At 57.9% G+C, this 19,303-nt stretch carries 18 protein-coding genes; 8 read left to right on the plus strand and 10 right to left on the minus strand.

Annotated elements, in window-relative coordinates:
• Positions 1-422: 422 nt before the first annotated feature.
• The gene (rdgB, locus tag GOB93_RS04900; RefSeq protein ID WP_173582368.1) at positions 423-1,025 is read right to left on the minus strand and encodes an RdgB/HAM1 family non-canonical purine NTP pyrophosphatase; all 603 of its coding nucleotides are present in this window, start codon (positions 1,023-1,025) and stop codon (positions 423-425) included.
• A 441-nt stretch (positions 1,026-1,466) separates the two neighbouring features.
• On the opposite strand from rdgB, the gene hrcA reads away from it, so the two are divergent.
• Positions 1,467-2,522 carry a heat-inducible transcriptional repressor HrcA gene (hrcA, locus tag GOB93_RS04905; RefSeq protein ID WP_242010547.1) on the plus strand — a complete coding sequence of 352 codons (1,056 nt, stop codon included), beginning with the start codon at positions 1,467-1,469 and terminating at the stop codon, positions 2,520-2,522.
• A 106-nt stretch (positions 2,523-2,628) separates the two neighbouring features.
• On the opposite strand, the gene flgH is transcribed toward hrcA, so the two are convergent.
• The 4 genes from flgH to flgF are packed head-to-tail and all read right to left on the minus strand — an operon-like array spanning position 2,629 to position 5,928.
• On the minus strand, positions 2,629-3,351 hold the full coding sequence (flgH, locus tag GOB93_RS04910) for a flagellar basal body L-ring protein FlgH (protein ID WP_173582369.1): 723 nt from the start codon (positions 3,349-3,351) through the stop codon (positions 2,629-2,631).
• A gap of 29 nt (positions 3,352-3,380) precedes the next feature.
• Positions 3,381-4,379, minus strand: coding sequence for a flagellar basal body P-ring formation chaperone FlgA (gene flgA / locus GOB93_RS04915; RefSeq protein ID WP_173582370.1), 999 nt, complete (start codon positions 4,377-4,379; stop codon positions 3,381-3,383).
• Entirely contained in the window at positions 4,376-5,161 is a 786-nt protein-coding gene (gene flgG, locus GOB93_RS04920; RefSeq protein WP_173582408.1) for a flagellar basal-body rod protein FlgG, read from the minus strand. The genes flgA and flgG overlap by 4 nt, the downstream gene beginning before the upstream one ends.
• A gap of 29 nt (positions 5,162-5,190) precedes the next feature.
• Positions 5,191-5,928, minus strand: a complete 738-nt coding sequence (flgF, locus tag GOB93_RS04925; protein ID WP_173582371.1) for a flagellar basal-body rod protein FlgF — start codon at positions 5,926-5,928, stop codon at positions 5,191-5,193.
• Positions 5,929-6,028: 100 nt separating this feature from the next.
• Here flgF and GOB93_RS04930 point away from each other — a divergent pair, with 100 nt between their 5' ends.
• The 4 genes from GOB93_RS04930 to GOB93_RS04940 all read left to right on the plus strand — a co-directional run bounded on the left by GOB93_RS04930 (position 6,029) and on the right by GOB93_RS04940 (position 10,336).
• Positions 6,029-7,069 (plus strand): glycosyltransferase, encoded by a 1,041-nt coding sequence (locus tag GOB93_RS04930; protein WP_173582372.1) that lies wholly within the window; start codon positions 6,029-6,031, stop codon positions 7,067-7,069.
• 557 nt (positions 7,070-7,626) lie between these two features.
• Positions 7,627-8,280: a HAMP domain-containing histidine kinase gene (locus GOB93_RS21150; RefSeq protein ID WP_198912667.1), complete on the plus strand. Its 654-nt coding sequence runs from the start codon at positions 7,627-7,629 to the stop codon at positions 8,278-8,280.
• Positions 8,270-9,679 (plus strand): hypothetical protein, encoded by a 1,410-nt coding sequence (locus GOB93_RS04935; RefSeq protein WP_198912668.1) that lies wholly within the window; start codon positions 8,270-8,272, stop codon positions 9,677-9,679. The genes GOB93_RS21150 and GOB93_RS04935 overlap by 11 nt, the downstream gene beginning before the upstream one ends.
• Before the next feature lie 78 nt (positions 9,680-9,757).
• Positions 9,758-10,336, plus strand: a complete 579-nt coding sequence (locus tag GOB93_RS04940; RefSeq protein ID WP_173582373.1) for a HEPN domain-containing protein — start codon at positions 9,758-9,760, stop codon at positions 10,334-10,336.
• Between the two features lie 88 nt (positions 10,337-10,424).
• Here the strand turns inward: GOB93_RS04940 and GOB93_RS04945 are convergent, their stop codons facing one another.
• The 5 genes from GOB93_RS04945 to GOB93_RS04965 all read right to left on the minus strand — a co-directional run bounded on the left by GOB93_RS04945 (position 10,425) and on the right by GOB93_RS04965 (position 17,265).
• A complete protein-coding gene (locus tag GOB93_RS04945) occupies positions 10,425-11,669 on the minus strand; it encodes a M24 family metallopeptidase (RefSeq protein WP_198912669.1) in 1,245 nt (414 codons plus the stop codon).
• 355 nt (positions 11,670-12,024) lie between these two features.
• Positions 12,025-13,224, minus strand: coding sequence for a 5-demethoxyubiquinol-8 5-hydroxylase UbiM (ubiM, locus tag GOB93_RS04950; protein WP_408742356.1), 1,200 nt, complete (start codon positions 13,222-13,224; stop codon positions 12,025-12,027).
• Positions 13,225-13,571: 347 nt separating this feature from the next.
• Positions 13,572-14,177 carry a nitroreductase family protein gene (locus tag GOB93_RS04955; protein ID WP_173582375.1) on the minus strand — a complete coding sequence of 202 codons (606 nt, stop codon included), beginning with the start codon at positions 14,175-14,177 and terminating at the stop codon, positions 13,572-13,574.
• A 564-nt stretch (positions 14,178-14,741) separates the two neighbouring features.
• Complete coding sequence (locus tag GOB93_RS04960) at positions 14,742-15,887, minus strand: NAD(P)-dependent alcohol dehydrogenase (protein WP_173582376.1); 1,146 nt, start codon at positions 15,885-15,887, stop codon at positions 14,742-14,744.
• A 301-nt stretch (positions 15,888-16,188) separates the two neighbouring features.
• Positions 16,189-17,265, minus strand: a complete 1,077-nt coding sequence (locus GOB93_RS04965) for an alpha/beta fold hydrolase (protein WP_173582377.1) — start codon at positions 17,263-17,265, stop codon at positions 16,189-16,191.
• A gap of 148 nt (positions 17,266-17,413) precedes the next feature.
• On the opposite strand from GOB93_RS04965, the gene GOB93_RS04970 reads away from it, so the two are divergent.
• The 3 genes from GOB93_RS04970 (at position 17,414) to GOB93_RS21950 (ending at position 19,215) form a co-directional block, all read left to right on the plus strand.
• Complete coding sequence (locus GOB93_RS04970; RefSeq protein WP_173582378.1) at positions 17,414-18,172, plus strand: 3-oxoacyl-ACP reductase family protein; 759 nt, start codon at positions 17,414-17,416, stop codon at positions 18,170-18,172.
• Between the two features lie 120 nt (positions 18,173-18,292).
• Entirely contained in the window at positions 18,293-18,982 is a 690-nt protein-coding gene (locus tag GOB93_RS04975; protein WP_173582379.1) for a hypothetical protein, read from the plus strand.
• Positions 18,979-19,215 (plus strand): helix-turn-helix domain-containing protein, encoded by a 237-nt coding sequence (locus GOB93_RS21950; RefSeq protein ID WP_173582380.1) that lies wholly within the window; start codon positions 18,979-18,981, stop codon positions 19,213-19,215. The genes GOB93_RS04975 and GOB93_RS21950 overlap by 4 nt, the downstream gene beginning before the upstream one ends.
• The last annotated feature ends 88 nt before the right edge of the window (positions 19,216-19,303 follow it).

Consider the following 19,303-nt stretch of genomic DNA (forward strand, 5'->3'; position numbering starts at 1 on the left):
CTGGCGATGAGATGTCGGGAGTATTTCCCTGAGCCGATGTGGCCGGGGCGATGTCATCGTGTTTATGAGGATATCTGACGGAGATCTGTGATCTTTCCTGAGAAAGACTATGGATTTCTTTTTACGTTGACCTGCGGTTGCGGGCGGTGTCGGGACGGTTCAGCACGCTGTTCCGGCCCCTGAAGCCGGCGGAGGCTGGCGGTCTTCGGAAGCCCGTTGCAATGAGCAGATCGGAGTGCCGGGTTCGGGCGAAGTCCGCCCGTGTTTCTGTGTTTTGCAGACAGGGACAGGTCGGGGCGTTGTTCTGCACCGGAAGGGGGTGCCACGCGATGGCGCATGACGGCCCCCTTTTTTTAGCAGACCAGGATCAAAGGGACTGCGTCCCTTTGTGTGGTTCGGGGCAAAGCCCTGAAAGGAATGGTTCAGGCGAGGCAGGCGGTGCGGAATGCTTCAAAAGCACGCGCCCGATGACTGATTCTGTTTTTTTCCTCATCGCTCATTTCGGCAAAGGTTCGTGTTTCGCCGGATGGAATGAAAATCGGGTCATAGCCGTGGCCTTCCCTGCCGCGTGGTTCCGGTGAGATACTGCCGTCAATCCGTCCCTCGAAGCAGCGCGAGGTTCCGTCCGGGAAGGCGAGACAGAGCACGCAGATAAACCATGCATCCCGTTCGTCTTCGCCGATTCCTTCTTCGATTCTTTGCATGGCAGCGGGGAAATTCTTGTCCGGTCCGGCCCAGCGGGCGGAATAGATCCCGGGGGCGCCCCCCAGTGCTGAAACGCACAGGCCGGAATCATCCGAAAGAGCAGGGAGATTTGCCGCCTTTGCTGCCGCCAGAGCCTTCAGTTCCGCATTTCCGGCAAATGTCGTTGCTGTTTCGTCGGGTTCCGGCAGTCCCAGTTCTCCGGCGGAAACCACGGTGATGCCGTAGCCGTCCAGCAGGCGGGAAAATTCAGCGAGTTTGCCTTTGTTGTGGCTGGCGAGGACGAGGCGGCTGCCACGGGGGAGTGGGAAACGGGTGTTCATCGTGATTCTTGCCTCGCTGATAGGTGCGTTCTGTGGTGCGGAGAACTGTTCTGTTTTCTGTTTCGCCGGATCGGATAACGGGTCGTGTAAAGAATTCAGTAACTGAAAATGGTTTTCCTTTGGTGCCGTAAGGTCCGTCGCTGGCGGTCAGCAGGGAATTTGTATCGGTAATGGCTGAACTGTCTACACCACGGGCGGGAATCAGGAGCGGGTCTGCTGCTGGATTTCCTGTGTGCGGATGAAGGCGTTACTGATGCTGATGAGGCATATGGCGCGGATGCGTGCGGCCTGATGTAAGCCGTTCGGAGGTGCCCGCCACCTGGCTTTACCCCTTGTCAGGCCCGGTGGTCGTCCCCAAAGTCATACAGTCAGAAACTGAGTCTGCGGGAGGATACGACGATATCCGGTAGTCATGACAAGCCGTTCAGGGAGTCTGGCCTTCTGCCGGGTCCGGGAGCGCTGGCGGGGAATCTGAATTCGCGTTCGGCGACGATTCTGCGGGAGCTTGTAGAGCATTACCTGGAGACCGGGGGGCCTGTGGGCAGCCGTACTCTGGCGCATCGTCTGCCGATGGGGCTGTCCCCGGCGACTGTCCGGAACATTATGGCTGATCTGACCGAGGCCGGCTTTCTGTTTTCGCCTCATACCTCGGCCGGACGTCTGCCGACGGAAAAGGGTCTGCGCCTGTTCGTTGATGGTATGCTCCAGTTCGGCAGCCTCACGGAGAGCGAGCGCGAGTCCATAGCGACGTCGCTTGAGGCGCGCGGGCGATCGCTGGAAGATACGCTGGCGGAAGCCTCGACCATGCTGTCCGGTCTTTCACAGGCTGCGAGTCTCGTTTTTGCGCCGAAGGCTGACGGGACGGTCAGGCATATTGAATTTGTGGCGCTTGGCGGCAACCGGGCGCTTGTCATTCTGGTCGGTTCGGACGGGCAGGTGGAAAACCGGGTGATTGAAACGCCTGCCGGTATGCCGCCCTCGACGCTCAGTGAGGCCGCGAATTATCTGAACGCCCGGCTGGCCGGTCGTACGCTTGCGGAACTCCGGACGCAGGTGGATCAGGAGATGGCGGCGGATCAGACGGCGCTGGATCAGCTTGCCACCGCTGTTGTCGCCAGCGGACTGGCGACCTGGAGTGACGAGGGGCGCGGTGGGGGCACGCTGATTATTCGCGGGCAGGGCCATCTCCTGACCGACGTCACTGAGATTGAACGGCTCTCGACAATTCAGATGCTGTTCGAGCGCCTGGAAAAACAGGACGCGATGCTGCGTCTGCTCGAACTTGCCGAAGATTCCGATGGTGTGCGGATTTTCATCGGCGCGGAGAGCGGGTTGTTCGGTGTTTCGGGCATGTCCATGGTGGTTGCGCCGGCGCGGAATGAGTCCAACCGTATTGTTGGTGCGATCGGCGTTATTGGACCGACGCGGATCAATTATGGACGTATTATTCCGGTTATCGACTATACGGCGCGCATTATTGGACAGATTCTTGGATAAAAGGATCTGTGTGGCGTCTCTGTGGGTATTCGCAGACGTGACTGCATGACGGTGTTCCTGGTGTTCGGTTCCGTGGAATGAGATGATCGTGAAAAACAGCCTGTCATCAGAACGGTGCGATCGCGTTAAGTAATTGCTGGCCGTAACGCGGTGTCTGCAGAATTGTCAGCTGGCCACGACCACCGTAGGAAATACGCGCTTCGGCCATCCTGTCATGGGTGACGGTGTTATCGGCTGTGATGTCCTGAGGACGGACCACGCCGGTTACCAGCAGCTCACGCAGTTCACTGTTTACCCGGACTTCCTGTCTTGCGACGAGAACGAAGTTTCCGTTTGGAAGGACCTGTGTGATGGTTCCGGCAACCCGGATGGTTACGGTTTCACTGCGGCCGATCCGGCCTGCGGCCGTGTTGGAGCTGTCACTGGATGTCGACAGCGCGCTTGAACTCGTCAGACGCGAAATTGTCTTTCCGTGAAAGCCAAAAATATTTGGTATTCCCATCGCTTCGCTGCCGGAACCGCTGGCGCTTGTGTTATCAACCATCGTGGCGTTATCGGTGATGTCCACGATTACCGTGACCAGGTCGCCGACCTGTGACGCCCGCTGATCCTTGAAGAATGCCCGGCTGCCGGGGCGCCACAGACTGGCGGCCTCGGCCGGCGGCGGCTGGAGCGGCGGCATCGGCATTGTTACCGGTCGATAGCTGGTGTCGCGTGTCGGGTCCTGTGTGCGTGTCAGAGTGGGAGGATGGCCGATTTCAGTCAGACTTCCAAAGCCGTTGCAGCCTGATAAAAAAAGAGCACTCACAATAATAAAAGATTTTTTCATCAGTTGTTTAATGCCTGGGGACGGAAATTTCAGATATTTTTCTGGGTTCTTACTCCCGCGACACGCAGAACGTGCTGGTCCGCAGGCATCGGCGTGCTGCCGGGCAGAACCTCCACACGGGTCCGGTCGACGATCTGGCCAACCACGATCATGTGTGATGCCGGATTGAGAACGTGAATTCTTTCGCCGAGAGCGCCAGAATCAACGGCGATGCCGGTTGCGGTCAGGTGAAGTCCTGTCGATGAGACATCGAGAATGACGGGTGCGCCTTTTTCGACCAGATCGATGTGAATGATCTGTTCGGAGGTCAGGGGGTTGCCCGCGGAGACGGCGTGGCGCGCGGCCTGGCCGATGACAGCGTCCGGGTCGGTCAGCACATGGGCTGGCAGGGTGCGGGAATCCTTGCTCTCCACGTCAATGTCGGCGCGGTTTATGACCTGTCCGGGCGAGAGGTCATGCAGCGCCGTCACGGCGTCGACATGGGTGCTGACCGTGCCGTCCGCGCGAAAGGAGGTCGATGTCCCTCCGTCAGCCGGGATGGTGAAATATGCGGAGAAGCGGCCGTGCGATGCGTCATACACGAGACTGGCCAGTTCCGGCGTTATGCCCTGTTCCTCGGCTATGGCAGGGCCGGAGAAATTCGGGACGTCGATTGTAACGTTATCGGCGGCGCCACGTTTTTTCAGTTCGGTGGTGATGAGCGGCATGATTTCGTCGCGGGTAATGGTCCGCGTTGCCCGTGTGAGCGTCATGCGCGCGGTTTCGGACGCGTCGGGCCAGTCCACCCCGAACTGGGTGGCAATGGCTTCCAGCTGCGGACCTTCGATGATCTGACTCTGGCCCACAGCCGGAGCCGGGCCGATATCGCAGTCCTGGCCCGGGGCCAGATCGGCGAAAAGATCGGAAAGGCGCACCTGAGCGCGATGAACGATGGCGGCCCGGCGCAGTGTCGCGGCGGCTGAGGGCAGAGATGCGACAGAAAGGCCGAGGGCCACAGCCGCCAGAATCAGGCGCGCCTTCAGGATCATTTCAGTCCTGTCAGAGTCTGCAACATCTCGTCGGACGCGGTGATGACCTTACTGTTCATCTCATAGGCCCGCTGGGCGGTAATGAGATTGGTGATTTCCGTGACGACGTTGACGTTGGACTCCTCGACATATCCCTGACGGACGCTGCCGAAGCCGACGCTCTGACCGGTACCGGTGATGGCGTTGCCGGAGGACTGGGTTTCGGTGAACAGGTTCTGACCCATGGCGGCCAGACCGTTCTCGTTCTGGAAGGTGGCCATCTGAAGCTGGCCGACGACGGTGGAGGTGGTCTGGCCGGAAATGGTGACCTGGACCTGGCCGGTCTGATCGATGGTGATCGTCTGGGCGTTGTTCGGGACGGTGATGCCGGGGCTGACCGGGTAGCCGTCCGCGGTGACGATCTGGCCGGTGTCGGAGAGGGAGAATGTGCCGTCCCGCGTGTAGGCGTATTCGCCGGACGGGAGGGTGACCTGGAAGTAGCCTGAGCCTTCGATGGCGAGATCGAGGCTGTTGCTGGTCTGCTCCAGCGTGCCCTGTTCGTTGATCCGGTAGATGCCGGCGGTGCGCACGCCGAGACCGACCTGGGCGCCGGCGGGGACGAGGGTACCGCTGTCGGAACTCATGGTGCCGGCGCGGCGGATGTCCTGATACATCAGGTCCTGAAATTCCGGCACGCGGCGTTTGAAGCCCGTCGTGGTCATATTCGCGATGTTGTTCGAAATGACCTCAACATTCGTCTGCTGGGCCTGCATGCCGGTGCCGGCGATGTCGAGAGAACGCATCATAGGAGTGAATTTCCGTCTGTGTCGGTTCAGGACTGAGTCTGGATGATCTTGTCGATGGCATTCTGGCGACGGGTCGCCTCGCTTTCGACGAGATTGGAGACGACTTCGAAATCGCGCTGGAGCTGGATCAGATTTGTCGTCTCCGTCATGGAGTTGACGTTGCTGCCTTCGAGCATGCCCTGCCGCAGTTCCTTGTTGTCGAGCTGACGTGTCTGGGTGGTGGGCCGGAAGATCTGATTGCCCTCGCCGACGAGGGTGTAGGGATTATCGACGGTGACGAGGCCGATCTCGGCGGCCACGCCGTTCTCGGTCGAGAGCGTGCCGTCGGAGGCGAGGCTGATGGTCCGGTCCTGCGGGCGGAGCTGGACCGGCTGGCCGGTGCGGTCGAGCAGGACGTTGCCGGCGTCGTCCGTGATCCGGCCGTCCGCGAGGCGCTGGAAGCGGCCGTTGCGCGTGAGGCGCACGCCCTGGGCGGTCATCACGGAGAAGAAGCCTTCGCCGGTGATGGCGATGTCGAGCGGGTTGCCGGTCTGCTGGAGGGTGCCCTGGCCGAAATCCCGGTAGGTGGCGCGGTCCTGGTTGAAGGCCTCATCGGCTTCGCCGGTGGCCTGGCTGCCTTTCTGTTTGACGAGATAGTCCGAAAACAGGACGTGGCTGGCCTTGTAGCCGGGGGTGTCTGCGTTAGAGAGGTTGTTGGCCAGAACGCTCATCGCACGCATCTGGGTATCCATGCGTGACAGCGCGATATAGGTCGTATTGTCCATTCGGCGGGCGCTCCCTTCAGGGCGAGACTGCCGTTCAAAGATTGATAAAGGGTTGCTTTGTGCTGTCCGGGCCGGGGAACTCAGGAAAGGTTTCGGCTTCTTGCGTATTCTTCACTGCATTCTGACCCATGAATTCGCCGGTACGGAGCGTCATCTGAGCGAACTGGCCCGGATACAGGCCGGGGCGCATGAGGTGACGGTGCTGGTGGCGCGGGATACGCGCGACTCGCTGACCGGGGGGGATCTGGTGCCGCATCTCGATCCGGCGGTGCGGGTGGTTCGCGCGGGGCGGGCGGGGTATCTGGCGGCGCTGGCCGGGCTCGTGTGGCGCTGGCGGCCGGATGTGATTCACTCGCATGTCGGGGCGGCGAGTTTCCGGGCGGGGCTGCTCAACCGGGTGCGGCGGGTGCTGCCGGGCGGGGGCGGGCCGCCGGTGGTGGCGACGCTGCATCGGGGGTTTTCGCAGCGGGCTTATGGCGGGCATGACGGGCTGATCTGCATTGCGAACTGGCAGCTTAAGGGGATTCCGGCGGGGTTTCGCGGGCCGGTGGAGGTGATTGCCAACTGGACGCAGAAGGCGGCGCCGGCTGAGGGAGCCGGGGCGCGGCTGCGGGCGGAGCTGGGGCTCGGGGCCGGGACGTTCCTGATCGGGGCGGCGGGGCGGATGATTCCGGAAAAGGGGTTCGACGTGCTGCTGGAAGCGTTCAGTCGGGCAGGGCTGGCGGATACGGCGCTGGTGCTGTTCGGGGACGGGCCGGAGCGCGGGGCATTGCAGGCGCGGGCGGGAGAGGGCGTGTTCTTTCCGGGGTTCCGGACATCCCTGCCGGTGGATCTGGCGGGGCTGGATGCGTTTGTTCTGCCCTCACGCAGGGAGCCGTTCGGGCTGGTGCTGCTGGAGGCGATGGCGGCGGGGCTGCCGGTTCTGGCGACGGAGGCCGGGGGCGTGCCGGATATTCTCGGGGCTTATCCTGACTGCATGGTGCCGCCGGACGATGCGGAGGCGATGGCGGCGGGGCTGCGTCGTCTGCGCGGGGTCTCGCGCCGGGGGTGGGATCTGTCGGCGTTTGATCCGGCGGGGCAGGCTGAGCGGATCGAGGCGTTTTACCGGCGGTGTGCGGTGTGGAAGGCGGAGCGGCGGTGACGGGAGTTTCCGGTCTGTCGGGTGGTTGCTGGGGGCTGAGTTTTCCAGAAGGGTGGGGGGTGTTTTGCGGGTCTATCACGGATTGTTTCGGATTGGTGATCCGGTGTGGTCTGGCGGGGGCCGGGGTATGGGGTGATCGGGGCTGAGGTAAGGCTGGCTGCGGGGTGGCATGGGACGGGCTCCTGGGGTGATGGTCGGTTAGTGAGCCTGTCTCTGTCGGAGGTGGTGGAGGTTTATTTTTTCCGGGGTGGGTTGACCGGGGCTGGGACAGAGGGCGGATTCCAGAAGGTTCTGGACAGTTTTGGTTCGGGTGTGGAATGGGTTTTGAGCGGGGAATATCGGATTGGTTTTGTATCTAACAGATCAGTTATTCGTCTTTTTGCAAACAAGTAGGCTAGGTTCCATCAGGCTGGCGACAAAATGGTCAATGCGGAACTCTCCCGACTCTTTGCGTTTGTGGAGTAATGGGAGCATAATAAATACAGAGATTGTTCTTGTAAGATAGCATAGACATTTTGCCGAGTGTCGGGACTTCGTTATTTGTATTGAGGCCACGTGTGAAGCACAAATCGATTGATCTCGAATCTGAAGTGAAGCGGGCAACATTACCAGAGGGCTTACAAGGCTTTCTTTTTCCTCTTTTCGAGGCTGTATCCAATTCTTTTCATTCCATGGAGGAGCGATGGGGCGAGGAAGTTGAGGAAAAGGGACGCATTGAGATCGAATTCGCTGTCGACGGACAGGAAATATTGATCGCCGATAATGGTGTTGGCTTCGACGAGAAAAACTTGGGGGCATTTCTCACTCCCCTCACCGGTAATAAATACGAGCGCGGAGGTAAGGGCTTCGGAAGATTTATAGCGTTCAAAATCTTTAGGGAAGTCTTCTACTCTTCTCAGCAGATCGGTTTGGACGGCGGCTTATCCGGTGGCTCTTTCAGGTATGATCCGTTCGCGATTGACGACAACCTTATCGCAATATCCCCGAACATAGGGCCTGGCGCCCATCGTTTCGATACAGGTTTGACTGTGCTCCTAAGGTCGCCGCAGTTAGAATCCACCAGTTTCTTTAATTTAGAGAAAAATTTCTCTTCCAAAGAAGATATACAGGAAGAATTATCTTCCGAACTATTAAGCCATTTTCTAATTGAATTCATACAAAGAAAAGTACCAAAAAATTTTTTTTTTGGTAATTCAGGGAGTGTCACATAATCTCTACAACTATTTCAGAAAGTCGCTGTCAATCGCAGGCTCTAAATTCGAGAATCTTGAAATTGGGCATGTTGATAGACAGTTTGATTTTAGCTACTTTAAGATCAGTGAAGCGCAAGCGAAGAAACATAGGCTTTATTTTTACGCAAACAATCGAGCCGCCAGTGATCTTGAAAATATATCTTCCGGGGTAAACAACAAGCCATTTTCCGAAATGGGAGAAGATGGTACTCGTCGGTATTTCTATCTCGTCGCAGTTTCAAGTGACTTCTTTATATCCTCCCAATCTCGGGATAGAATTACAAATCTGAATACGAAAATAGAATATGCTGGCAAGAGAAAACCCATTAAAGATCATTTGATTTCTTTAGCAAAGCAGCACATTTTAGAAATAGAGAGCGTCTATACAACCGAACAAAGAACCAGGATGGTCGCGGAAGTCGAGCATCTTATAGCAATCGATCCTCTCTTGCGGCGCGGTTTAGGCAATATGTCTGCAGTGGATTTTGTGCAGAAGCGCTCGATCACAGAAACGAGGGAGCAGCTCGCGCAAGACCTGTTTGTCGAGAGATTCCGCCAGAAATTTGACTTCACAAAATTGGATCACAATGCGACCGTCAACGAACTTGTTGAACTTGTCAAAACGAAAATCCCTGAAGACGCGAAAGAGGCTTTGGCGGTTTACGTGGCTTATAGAAACCATGTAATTCGGATTTTTCGTGAGTTACTGAACAAGCAAGAAGACGGCTTGGCAACGGAAGACAAGGTACATCAGCTAATCTATCCGCGCTACAAAGACAGTGAGGAAATTGATTACAGCTCACATAATCTTTGGTTATTGGATGATGATCTTGCTTACGCCCGCTATATTTCCAGCGATCGTACCCCGGATGGAAGCCACAGAGCCAAAGGGCAGTATGCTCACGATCTTCTTATAAACAATGAAGATGAACTGATGGTCGTAGAGATGAAGCGACCTCAGAAGACCGGATATTCTGCTGACAGTGATAGTGTCACAAATGATCCTGTAGACCAATTGAAAAAACAGATTTCTGATATTCGTAAGAAGGGTAAAATCAAAACCTCAAGTGGGCGAGAGATCACTATCCCTCCTGACACGATGGTACGAGGATATGTTCTGGCCGATTGGAATGATAGCCTGCAAAGTTATCTTGAGATGGAAGATTTCATGATTACCAACTACGGTGGTCAGATGGCGTATCGGTATTACAAAACATTGAACCTCATTGAAGTTGTTGCGTTCGACCGGTTGGTTGATAGGGCTAGCAATCGAAATGAAGCTTTTGTTCAGATGCTTGAGGGGCGTTCAACTTTCGATCGAAAGCCAAAAGGTACACTTTTCAACATAAGTGAAGCAACGAACAAAAGGCAGCGTTAAACTTTGAGTAATAAGCTATTCAAGAGTTCAATCGTATCATAGCAGCATACTACTCATCCCTAGTAAATGGAAATTGTTGTGATTAGTATTACTAAAAAACCAACATCTATCTTTAAGCAGCGTATTAAAAGAATTAAAATTATATCAAATATTGGAGATGAGATTGACCGTAATAAAAATCCTCAATTATATGATGAGAAAATCTTGCTTCTAAATGGACTTTATTTGGTAAATATTGTTGCTTTTTGGCAGGTTTTCATAGAGAATATGGTTACATACGGATGTAATTTAATAAAAAAAAGCATAACCACAAAACCAGAAGAACTATTATATGAAATTGTTTGTAATAAAGCGAATTATGTTTTGAAAAAATTTAATACTCCTGATAGGGATAGAATAAACAAAGTATTTTATGATTGTTTTGGAATAGAAAAAATTACGGAATGCTGGAGAAATGGTAATGGGAATTTTATGAAGGAGTATAATGTCTTAAATGAAATAATTAATGAACGACATTATTACGTTCATACTGGTAAATTTAAAAAAATAAATCTATCTTTTGAAGATAGATTTAAAGATTCTGATGATATATTTGTTTTGGCGGTATTATTGGAATCAGCTATCATTGACAATTTACGTGAATACAAAATCAATTAATTTTATCATAAAACTCGTGGTGCAGGAGGCTGCGCCTCCTGCCGGGGCCGGGCAGAGCCCGGATGATGCCTGTCTGAAACGGGAAGATTCACGCCGGATGGTCGATGGAGTCTGGTGGTTCGCTGAACCAGACGGGGCCTGTGTCTGTCATGTGGAAGCAGTCTTCCAGGCGGACGCCGAATTCGCCGGGGATGTAAAGACCGGGTTCATCTGAAAAACACATGCCGGGCTCAAGCTTTGTCATCTCACCGTGAACGAGGTTGACGGGTTCGTGGCCGTCCAGGCCGATGCCGTGGCCGGTGCGGTGGGACAGGCCGGGGAGTCTGTATCCGGGTCCGTAGCCGAGGCTTTCGTAATATTGTCTGACTGCGTCATCCACGCTTCCGGCGGGGGCTCCGTTTTTTGCTGCGGCGAAGGCGACGCGCTGACCCTGGCGGACTTGATTCCAGACCTGTCTCTGGCGGTCGGTTGCTTTACCGGGAACGAATGTTCGCGAAACGTCGGACTGGTATCCTTCCACGGTGCAGCCGCAGTCCATCAGGACGATGTCATTTTCCCGCACCACCTGCGGGGCGCGTGAGCCGTGCGGGTAGGCGGCGGCTTCTCCTGTCAGGATCAGGGTAAATTCCGGAGTGCCGCCGAGAGCGATGGTGGCGGCGTCCATCATTTCGCCGACCTGTTTGGGAGTCATTCCTGGTTTTACGCGCGGGATGACGTAACGATACGAGGCGATGGTGATGTCGGTGGCGCGTTTCATCAGCGCGATCTCGGCGGCGGATTTATGCATCCGGCAGCCCCGGACGACGGGCGCTCCGGACAGGACCGATACTGACGGGAGGGCTTTTTTCAGTCCGTCCACGATGAAATAACGGACTGTTTCCTCGATGGCCACCGGTCCGGAGGCGGCGCCGCGATCCCGGAGCGCGCCGGCTATGAGCGCCATCGGGTTTTCGTCTTCGTTCCATGTCCGGATTTCTGCCGGAATGCTCAGCGTCTGACGGATTGACGGGGCTTCGAAAAACGGTGTGACGATGACGACATCGCCTTCGAGCGGAATGACGGCTGCCGTCACGCGTTCGCTGCGCCACCACTGGATGCCGGTAAAGTAAATCAGTGAAGATCCGGGTTCCACGATCAGAGCCCGGATGCTGTGCGCGCGCATCAGGCGTCTGGCCTGTTCGATCCGTGCTTCCCGCTCGGCGGCTGTGATGGGGGCTGCTTTTCCTGGCACGGGGGCGGGGAGCGTGTCCGCGGACGCGATGGCGGGCAGGGTGAGCACTGTGGCGCCGGCCACCATGCCGTTCAGCAGTGTCCGGCGTTGCACGGATGTCATTGGTTCTGTCCTGTCCTGGTCGGTGTTCGGGCAGGAGTCTGCGGCATCTGGCGGATGAGGACAATATGTTCCGGGATGGGAATGAGGCCGGGTTTTGGCGACTGTTTCAAAAGCCTGGAATGGACAAAACATTTTATAATAAACTGATAATATTATGTTTTTTCGTCTCGCTTATCTGCTCGCCTCAGCCAGCTTCAGAAGGCATTCCGCGATAGCTCTTTAAAAAAAATAAAAGTTTTTGGGTGCCGCCTTTTTTCAAAAAGGCGGCGTCTTCCGAAGCTTTTTGAAAAAAGCTTCACCAAAAATTTCTTTGTTATTCAGAGACTGTTTCACAGGAAGGCTTTTGACGCAGTCTTTAGGAAGAGATGCTTCCGGCGTTCCGGTCCATGAGCATGGAGGTGACGGCGGATTTGAAGGGGGGGAGGGCGTCGGCGAGGCGGAGGCCGAGGGAGCGGAGGGCGCGGAAGGGGGCGGCGTCGCGGGTGTAGAGGGTTGCGATGCTGTTGGTGGCGGCGAACATGGGGGCGGTTGCGGCGCGGTGCTGGTGTTCGTAGCGGCGGAGAACGGCGGGGGCTGCGAAATCCTGGCCCTGGGAGAAGGCTTTTCCGACTTCGGTGGCGAGGGTTTCGGCGCCGCGGAGGCCGAGGTTGAAGCCGTGGGCGGTGATGGGGTGCATGCCGACAGCAGCGTCGCCGATGAGGGCGAGGCGGCGGGCGGTGAAGTGGTGGGCGTAGACGGCTTTGAGCGGGTAGGCGTGACGGGTGCTGACGAGGCGCATGGCGCCCATGCGGTTGCCGGTGCGCTGCATGATTTCGGCGTTGAAGGCGTCCTGGGGGGCGTGCATCAGGCGATTGATGTCTTCGGCCGGGAGGGTGAGGACGAGGGAGGATGCGCCGCCGTTGACGGGGAGGAGGGCGATGGTCTGGCCTTCGTCGAACCATTGCAGGGCGACGTTGTGGTGCGGGGCTTCGTGGGCCATGCGGCAGACCATCATCATCCGTCTGAAATCGTGGATGACGGCGCCGATGCCGGCGCGGCGGCGGGTGGGGGAGAAGCGGCCGTCGGCGCCGATGGCGAGGCGGGCGCGGGTTTTGCCGGCTGAGTGGTGAATAACGGTGGTGTCGCCGTCCTGGCGCATGGTGCTGACGGCGATGCTCGGGGCCAGCGTGATGCCGGGGCGGGTTGTGGCTTCGGCGTGGAGGGCGCGGCGGATCATGTTGTTGGCGACGAGCCAGCCGAGGGGGCCGTCGGTCGGGCTGCTTGCGTTTTCGGCGTCGAAGATGAGGGGGTGGCTGGCGCGGCCGGTTTCGATGCGGGCTTCGCGGAGGGGGCAGATGATGCTTTCGGGGATGTGTTTCCAGGCGCCGATGCGTTCGAGCAGGGTGCGGGCGTGCCAGGTGAGGGCGATTTCGCGGCCGTCGAAGGCGGGTTCGGCCCACTGCTGTTCGTTCGCGCGTTCGAGGACGGTGACGGAGAGCCCGGCGTCAGCGAGGCAGAGGGCGGCGGCGAGGCCGACGGGGCCTCCGCCGATGATGGCGACGTCGTGTTCGGGCATGTTCGTCATGGTGGCGGGGTTATAGCAGAGGCGGGCGGCTTTGGCCTGGGGAAAAGCGCGGGGGGCTTATGTTGTGGGTGTGGGGATTTCCGGGCGCTGTCCGGACCCGGGAGGGAGCGCGGCTCCCTGCGCCCTGATTTGTTTTTAAATAAATACGGTGTCGGGGAGTTTGCGACTTCTGGTGGATTTCAGGGTGGAGGCCTGAGGTTCTGCCTGTGCGGTGTGGGGTTTCCGGGCTCTGCCCGGACCCGGCAGGGAGCGCGGCTCTCTGCGCCCCGGTTTGTTTTTAATAAAATGGTGTCCGGAGGTCTGCGACCTCTGGCGGGTTTCAGGGCAGAGCCCTGAGGTCAGTCTTTGTCAGCTTCGAAGGTCACAGGTTCGCCGTTCCATTCGGCGATGTAGGGGGTGACGGGGCGGCGTTTGGCTTCGTGGTCTTCGTGTTTCGGGGTTCCGACGAAGAAGAAGCCGGCGAGGGCGTGAGGGGCGGGGAAGCCGAGTTCGGCGGCGAAGACGGGGTCGTAGGTGATTTCGCCGGAGACCCAGACGGCGCCGTAGCCTGCGGCGTGGATGGCGTTGAGCAGGTTCATGCCGGCGGCGCCGACGGCGAGTTCCTGTTCGATGAGGGGGATTTTGTTGTCCGGACGGAGGTGCATGCCGAGGACGATGGTGAGCGGCATGGTGGACATGCGGTGGTGGCGTTTTTCGATTTTCTTTTCGGGAACTTCGGGGTCGATGCGTTTCATGCTGGCGACGACGCGGTCGGCGAGTTTGGCGCGGGCATCGCCGTGGATGAGGGCGAGGCGCCAGGGGCGGAGTTTGCCGTGGTCTGGGGCGCGCATGACGGCGGAGAGGATGGTTTCCAGTTCCTCGCCTTTGGGCGCGGGGCCGGTGAGGTCGTCGGTGGAGGAACGGGAGAGGAGGCTGTCGAGAGCGATTCGTTCGTGCTTTTTCATTGGACGGGGCTCCTTTGGCGTCATGGGGGGCGGAGCATGGCCCGATTGTGGAGGAAAGGCCAGGGGGCGTGAGGAATGGCTGGGGAGAGTGTTCAGGGCGCTGCCCTGAGACCCGGAAGGGGTCGCGGACCCCTTCACCCCTTTATGTTTAACAGATCGGGATCAAAGGGACTGCGTCCCTTTGTAGTGCTCGGGGCAAAGCCCTGAAAGAAACTGTTCCACGTGTATTTCTGAGTGGGAGAGTGTTCAGGGCGCTGCCCTGCACCCGGAAGGGGTCGCGGACCCCTTCACCCCTTTATGTTTAACAAACCGGGATCAAAGGGACTGCGTCCCTTTGTGGGGCTCGGGGCAAAGCCCCGAAAGAAACTGCTCCACGTGTATTTGCGAGTGGAAGAATGTTCAGGGCTCTGCCCTGCACCCGAAAGGGGTCACGGACCCCTTCACCCCTTTATGTTTAACAGATCGGGATCAAAGGGACTGCGTCCCTTTGTGGGGTTCGGGGCAAAGCCCTGAAAGAAACTGTTCCGCGTGTATTTGCGAGTATACAAACGCTTTTCCGGTGTCTCAGGGAAAGCCGGGCATTCGCAGAACGGCCTTGATGGTTTGGCCGGCTTCCATATCCGCGACGGCCTGGTTGATCTGATCGAAGTTGTAAAATGTAATGAGTCTGTCGAACGGGAAACGGTTCTGTTTCCAGAGTTCGATCAGGCGGGGCAGGAAAATGTCGGGAACGCAGGCGCCCTGGCTGACGCCCTGGATGGATTTGTTGCGGGCCATCAGGTCGTTGGCGTCGAGTTCGAGCTGCGCTTCTGGCGGAGAGACTGCCACGACGGCGCTTTTTCCGCCCGGACGCAGCGCGTCGACCATCTGACGGATGATCTCCACCCGTCCGGTGGTGTCCATTGCGGTATCCACGCCGCTGCCAGTGATTTTGCGCACTGTGGTGACGACATCCTCGTCCGTCATGCTGACGGTGTGCGTGGCGCCGAGTTCGCGGGCCAGTGCGAGATGGGCGGGTTTGCGGTCGATTGCGATGATGGTCGTGGCGCCGGCGAGGCTGGCGCCCATGATTCCGCTGAGCCCTACGGAGCCGCAGCCGAAACTGGCAAAACTGCCGCCTGGACCGGGACTGATCGCGTTCAGAACTGTTCCGCTTCCTGTCGAGATCCCGCAGCCGAGCGGACCGGCGAGTTCCAGCGGGATGTCTGCCGGGATTTTCACGATATTGCGTTCCGTGGCGATCGCGTGGGTGGCGTAGGAGGACTGGGCGAAAAAGCGGTCGGAGAGGGTTGTTTCCTGGCTTCCGCTCAGGGCGTGCGTGCCGTCCGGGCGATGGCCGCTGAAATTGAGTGCGCGAAAATGCACGCATTCGGCGGGGCGGCCGCTCTGACAGGAGCCGCAGCGGCCGCAGGACGCGAAGGTCAGAATGACGTGGTCGCCGGGGGCGACCTTGCGGACGTTGCTGCCTGTTTCTTCAACGATCCCGGCGCCTTCATGACCGAGCACGACCGGAAGCGGGGTTTTCAGCATGCGGCTGCGGACGGCCAGATCGGTGTGGCACATGCCGACGGCGGCGATCCGCACCCGCACCTCGTCATCGCGGGGCGGGGCGAGCGTCAGATCTTCCATCAGGAACGGGCCGTCGGCTTTCCGGATGACAGCGGCGCAGACAGGGCATGACGGGAGGGTGCTGTTCTGGCCGGGCTGCATGACGGTGCTTCTCCTTCATGATCCTGTGGCGGGATTTTCCGAGAGGCTGTTTCGGGAGAAATTTTTGTGAAGCTGCTTTTGAATTATAGAGAAGTTTTTGGTGCCGTCTTTTTTAGAAAGCTTCAGAGGACGCCGCCTTTTTGAAAAAAGGCGGCACCCAAAAACTTTTATCTGGTTTTGTCAGAGGTTTATCGTGAAATGCTCTCTGACTGTCCGCGTGGCTTTGTTTTAACCGGACAAAACACTTTCTGGATATTGGTATAGTGTCACGTGACACTTTTCTTCTCCGCTGCGTTCCGGATCAGTCTGTGGGCCAGCCTGGAACTGTTCGCAGAAACGCTTTCAGTCCGGCTTCCCAGACTTCCGTGTGCATCATGGTCATGTGCCCGTAAAGCTGCGCCGGATCGCGGATCATCAGTTCATGAACGTTTGTCTGAGGCGGGAGATGCAGGAGTTCGGGCGGGTTCAGCATATCGTCGGCGAAATTGACCGAGAGAAAGGGGGCGGTGATCCGGTCCGATCCGGGGCGGGGGTCGTAATCGTCGGAGCTCTGAAACTGGCGCAGGATATCGCAGGCGTTCAGCGCGCGCGCCTGTTTCTCGATTGCTGTGTTCTCGAACGGGGCGGCGTCTTTCCGGTCCGGGATGGCGGACTGGAGGCGCTGTGCGTCGCTGGTCATCAGCGCGAACAGCGGCGAGGCTGTGTACAGCCACAGGCGGGGCGGGTGCGCCGGGTCCGGATGGCCGTCGTGCCAGTCCGGATCATGCGTGATCGCTTCCATGATCATCTGTCGCCAGAGCATGTTGCGTCCGCTGACGGCGGCGGGGGAAGAGGAGACGGCGACCAGGGCGTCGCTGTCCGTGGGGTAACGTTCGGCCCATTGCCAGACCTGCATCCCGCCCATGGATGTGCCGAGAACGAGTTTTTCGTGCACGATTCCGATCCGGGCCAGCATGTCCCGGTCCAGGGCGAGCCGGTCGAGATAGCCGTAATGCGGGAAGGCGTCGCACTGGCCGTCCGAGGGTCTGGAGGACTCGCCGGCGCCCAGGCCGTCCGGGGCTACGATATAGAAATATCGGGTGTCGAGCGGTTTGCCTGGCGCGAAAAGACCGGCCAGGCCGGTGGGCGACAGCGGTTCGTGCGCGGTGCCGACTGTTCCGTGCAGGATCAGCACGGCGTTGGTGATCTGTCCGGTTCTGTCCCGCTGCGGTGTGCCGGTTGTCAGATAATGCAGTCTGACGGGCGCGAGGGTTTCTCCGTCTTCCAGCCGGTAATGATCGAGCGTTACGGTGCCGTCCTTTACCGGCGGCATGTCCAGGGCCAGGGCGGGAGCGGACAGGATGCCGCTTATCAGGACGGCCAGATGTTTCAGTTTCATTGCTTTCTCCCGTTGCTGGAGATTCCCTGTTTCTGACGATGCAGTGCGTTTCGACAAAGGGCATTTCGGCGCAGGGCATTTCGACACAGGGCCGGGACAGGCGGTATAGTGAGTCTACCTGTCGCGGATGAACCGGAGGTCTGAAACCATGGTGTCAAATACAGGAACGAATGTCGACAACACTCTCGGAAATCGTGTTGCAGTCGTAACGGGAGGGTCGCGCGGGATTGGCCGGGCTGTGGCGCTGGCCCTGGCGCGCGAGGGCGTGCATGTGGCGGTGAATTATCATGCTAACGAGGCGGCGGCGCGGGAGGTGTGCGAGGCGATTGAGGTCCTCGGGTCACGGGCTGTTGCGTTTCGTGCCGATGTCGGGGAGGCGGAGCAGGTTTCCGCTCTGGTGAGCAAAGCGGCTGATGCGCTCGGAGAGGTTGCGATTCTGGTCAACAATGCCGGGATTTCCCGTCAGGTGCCGCTGGATCGGATTACGGTTCAGGACTGGGAAGATCTGCTGCGGACCAATCTGACATCGGCGTTTCTGATGACACAGGCGGTTCTTCCGGCGATGCGCCGGGCGCAGTGGGGGCGGATCATCAACATGTCATCCATTGCCGCGCAGACCGGCGGCGTGATCGGTCCGCATTATGCCGCTTCCAAGGCGGGGATGCTGGGGCTGACGCATTCCTATGCGAAGCTGCTGTCGCATGAAGGCATTACGGTGAATGCGATCGCGCCGGCTCTGATCGAAAGCGATATGATCGCGCATAATCCGTCCATCCGGCCTGACATGATCCCGATCGGGAGGTTTGGCACGGTGGAGGAGGTTGCGGATCTGACGGTTGCGACGATCCGGAACGGGTATGTCACAGGACAGACGATAAACCTCAATGGCGGATGGTATATGAGCTGAGCGGGACGGAGGGTCTGTGTGGTTCAGGGTGGCTGTGTGTGAGGTCGGGGGGCGTGAAAAGACTTGACATCGATCCGGAAAAGTAACCTATAGGTTACACGTTGAGGGCGGAGATATCCCATGGAGATGTCGGGTCGTAAGTCCGGTCGCGCTGAAGGTTTTTTCCGGAGATTTTCCGGAACCGCGATCAGGATCGGGGTGATGGTGGCTGCCGGATATTACAGGCCTTTCGCGTTTCTGTTCGGGTTTCGTGACTATGAAAGAAATCATGGCGGCTGGCCTGAATATGCGATCTGTGCCGGTGTTTTTCTTGTGACATCAGTTGTCTGGTCTCTGACGTTCGGGAAATCGGGTTTCCGGGCGGAGATGCGGGAAACGCGGAAAAATCTTCTCGATGGACAGATCAGGCCGGTTTCTTTTTCCGCCAGAATGACATTTTTACTCGGCTCGTTACTGATTCCGATCATTGCGCTGATTGATAGTGGCCGTGCGGGCGCACATCATGACGGTTTTCTTCCTTTAGCCACAGGTCTTTTTTCTCTGTTCGTTCTTGTGGAAATGAGCCGTCTCATGTTTCCGGGCGAGAACATGCTTTATAATCCGGATGACGAACTGCAGTCTTTTCTGCAGTTTCGTTCGATGAAAACGGCTTATGTGACGTCTGTGATTGTGCTTTTTGTCCTGTTCGTCATTGCGGTTCTGATGCCCTCTTTACTCCTGTTTGCCTGTCCGGTCGGGCTGACGGTGACGCTGATTGTGCCGGCTGTTACGTATTACCGGCTGGATCTTCAGGCCGATCTTCCCCGGTGAAAGTCCGGAACCGCCTCAGGGAGATCCGACAGTCCCGGAGCCTGACTCAGGCTGAGCTCGCCAGTCGGATCGGCGTGTCCCGCAAGACGATCAACACGGTGGAGAACGGGGTGTTTACCCCTTCTGTGGCGCTGGCTCTGGCGCTTGCCCGTGATCTGGGAATACTGGTGGAAGACCTGTTCCAGCTTACGGATCAGGAAAATGAAAGAGCAGATCGGTCTGTCGGCGAATGACGGTTTTCATGAACGTCATCATTGACTGATGGGATATGCAGCTTTCCTGTGGGGGAGGCTGGTCTGTTGTGTGAAATGATCTGGTTCT

The organism is Acetobacter musti, assembly GCF_011516835.1.
GTDB lineage: Bacteria > Pseudomonadota > Alphaproteobacteria > Acetobacterales > Acetobacteraceae > Acetobacter > Acetobacter musti.

Bases quoted from the DNA above. Each gene is read 5' to 3' on its own strand.
- rdgB (WP_173582368.1), bottom strand. From the start codon at position 1,025: ATGAACACCCGTTTCCCACTCCCCCGTGGCAGCCGCCTCGTCCTCGCC.
- flgH (WP_173582369.1), bottom strand. From the start codon at position 3,351: ATGAAAAAATCTTTTATTATTGTGAGTGCTCTTTTTTTATCAGGCTGC.
- flgA (WP_173582370.1), bottom strand. From the start codon at position 4,379: ATGATCCTGAAGGCGCGCCTGATTCTGGCGGCTGTGGCCCTCGGCCTT.
- flgG (WP_173582408.1), bottom strand. From the start codon at position 5,161: ATGCGTTCTCTCGACATCGCCGGCACCGGCATGCAGGCCCAGCAGACG.
- flgF (WP_173582371.1), bottom strand. From the start codon at position 5,928: ATGGACAATACGACCTATATCGCGCTGTCACGCATGGATACCCAGATG.
- GOB93_RS04945 (WP_198912669.1), bottom strand. From the start codon at position 11,669: ATGACATCCGTGCAACGCCGGACACTGCTGAACGGCATGGTGGCCGGC.
- ubiM (WP_408742356.1), bottom strand. From the start codon at position 13,224: ATGCCCGAACACGACGTCGCCATCATCGGCGGAGGCCCCGTCGGCCTC.
- GOB93_RS04955 (WP_173582375.1), bottom strand. From the start codon at position 14,177: ATGAAAAAGCACGAACGAATCGCTCTCGACAGCCTCCTCTCCCGTTCC.
- GOB93_RS04960 (WP_173582376.1), bottom strand. From the start codon at position 15,887: ATGCAGCCCGGCCAGAACAGCACCCTCCCGTCATGCCCTGTCTGCGCC.
- GOB93_RS04965 (WP_173582377.1), bottom strand. From the start codon at position 17,265: ATGAAACTGAAACATCTGGCCGTCCTGATAAGCGGCATCCTGTCCGCT.
- GOB93_RS04970 (WP_173582378.1), top strand. From the start codon at position 17,414: ATGGTGTCAAATACAGGAACGAATGTCGACAACACTCTCGGAAATCGT.
- GOB93_RS04975 (WP_173582379.1), top strand. From the start codon at position 18,293: ATGGAGATGTCGGGTCGTAAGTCCGGTCGCGCTGAAGGTTTTTTCCGG.